This is a genomic window from Burkholderia sp. Ax-1720 (assembly GCF_011753035.1).
GTDB classification, from domain to species: Bacteria; Pseudomonadota; Gammaproteobacteria; order Burkholderiales; family Burkholderiaceae; genus Burkholderia; species Burkholderia gladioli.
Map to the genome: position 1 here is coordinate 1 of NZ_VWWK01000400.1, position 1,731 is coordinate 1,731.

The following is a 1,731-nucleotide window of genomic DNA, read 5'->3' on the forward strand; positions in this document are numbered from 1 at the left end:
GAGGCGGGCCGGGCCGCGCGCGTGCCGCCCCGGCGGCTGCCGGGCGCGCCGGGGCGACCGGAGAACCGGTTCCTCATACTGCGCAGATCGGGCCAGCGAACCATCGTGTCGTTCCTTGCGCGGCGCGCGGGTGACGGGTGCCGGGCCGCGCGTTCGCGGCGGCCGGCGAGGACGGATCGTCATATCCGGAAGATTGCAGCACGGGTATCGGCGGAAAGTGTGGCGGGATCGTGAACCGCCCCGGCGGACGACACGGCGCGCCCGGCGCCGCCTTCCGCCGCGGGCCGGGGCGCTCAGGCGAAGGCGGCCAGCGCGTCATCGGTCGAGCCGTGCACGCTGAACACGCGATGCATGCGCATCAGCTCGAACAGCGCGTTGACCGGCTTGGTCATCGCGCACAGCTTGAAGTCGCCGCCGCGCCGGTGCGTCTCGCGCAGGCAGGCGATCAGCGCGCCGAGCCCGGAGCTGTCGACGAAGCTCAGCGAGGACATGTCGAACACGATGCGCGCCTCCTGGGCGAGCAGCGGCGCGATGGCGTCCTTGAAGGCCTGCACGTTGCCGGCATCGAGGTGCGCATCGGTCGGGCGGACCAGCAGCGGGCCGCCAGGGGCGGGGGTGGTCAACAATTCCATCGTGGGATCCTCGTGGGATGCAGGCGCGCCGGGGCTCGGGGAGCCGGGCGGCGCGTCCGGTCGGCGGCCTGGGGCCGTCTCGTCACTGGGCCGCGGGCGGCGGCTCGGCGGGCGGCCCCGCCGGGGGCACGCCCGAGGCGGCCGAGTAGGCGTCGCTGAGATCGGCGATCAGCGCGGCGAAGCTCATCGCCAGCCCCTCGGGCCGCGCGCCGTCGGCGGTGATGCGTCCCTCCAGCGTGCGGGCGTCCTGGCCGAGCGCCTCGTAGCCGTAGGAGAGCGCCGCGCCCGCCAGCCGGTGCAGGGCGATGGCCAGCACCGCGCGCGGCCGGTCGCCGTCGGCGCTGGCCGCCAAGCTGTTCCATTCGCTCCAGGCACTGACCAGTTCGTCTCGGCGCGCCACCAGCCCGGCCGTGAAACGCGCGCGCAGCAGGGCAAGCTGGCGTTCGAAATCAGGAGGATTGTCCGGCGCGTTTATCACGGGCGTAGTCCCAGTAGATCTTCAGGTGTTCGGGCAGGGTCATGGGGTCGAACGGTTTCACGATCACGCCGGTGGCGCCGTGCTCGAGCAGCGCCTCGATCTCGTCGGGCAAGGCGCGCGCCGACATCAGCACGATCGGCGTGTCGCGCAGCGCCGGTTTCTCGCGCAGCGCGCGCATCGTGTCGGGGCCGCTCAGGGTCGGCATCATCACGTCGAGCAGGATCAGGTCCGGCGCGAAGGCGTCGACCTCGGCCAGCGCGTCGGTGCCGTCCGGACACAGCCGGACCTCGTAGCCGCCGACCGCGCCGAGGCTGAATTCCAGGATCGCCCGGATGTCCGGGTCGTCCTCGGCGCAGAGCACCTTGTGCAGCGTGGAGCTCATCGATGGGGTCCTCCGTCGGTATGGGCGATGCGCCGCGCGGCACGCAGCAACGCATCGTCGTCGGTGCCGCGCTTGGGCAGCCGGTCGGCCGCGAGCGCCGGCGCGGCGGCCGAAACGTCGTCAGTGTAGAGCAGGATCGGCGCCGGGCCGGCGATTTCTCGCAGCCGCCGCGCCAGCGCTTCCGGCGCGTCGCGCCCGCGCGACGGATCGGCGACCAGCAGCGCCGGCGCGGTCACGGC

The 1,731-nt window shown here is 73.5% G+C and carries 3 protein-coding genes and 1 pseudogene; all 4 read right to left on the reverse strand.

The genetic code is table 11. The annotated features are described in order from the left end of the window. Nucleotides 1–293: 293 nt before the first annotated feature. Nucleotides 294–632, reverse strand: a complete 339-nt coding sequence (locus tag F3J18_RS37155) for an STAS domain-containing protein (RefSeq protein WP_013691711.1) — start codon at nucleotides 630–632, stop codon at nucleotides 294–296. An 82-nt stretch (nucleotides 633–714) separates the two neighbouring features. Further along, entirely contained in the window at nucleotides 715–1,110 is a 396-nt protein-coding gene (locus tag F3J18_RS37160; RefSeq protein WP_025100485.1) for a hypothetical protein, read from the reverse strand. Next, nucleotides 1,082–1,492, reverse strand: coding sequence for a response regulator (locus F3J18_RS37165; protein ID WP_013691709.1), 411 nt, complete (start codon nucleotides 1,490–1,492; stop codon nucleotides 1,082–1,084). Before F3J18_RS37165 ends, F3J18_RS37160 begins: the two co-directional genes overlap by 29 nt. After that, nucleotides 1,489–1,731: pseudogene (locus F3J18_RS37170) on the reverse strand (hybrid sensor histidine kinase/response regulator); the annotation flags it as partial. The pseudogene F3J18_RS37170 and the gene F3J18_RS37165, both read right to left, overlap by 4 nt.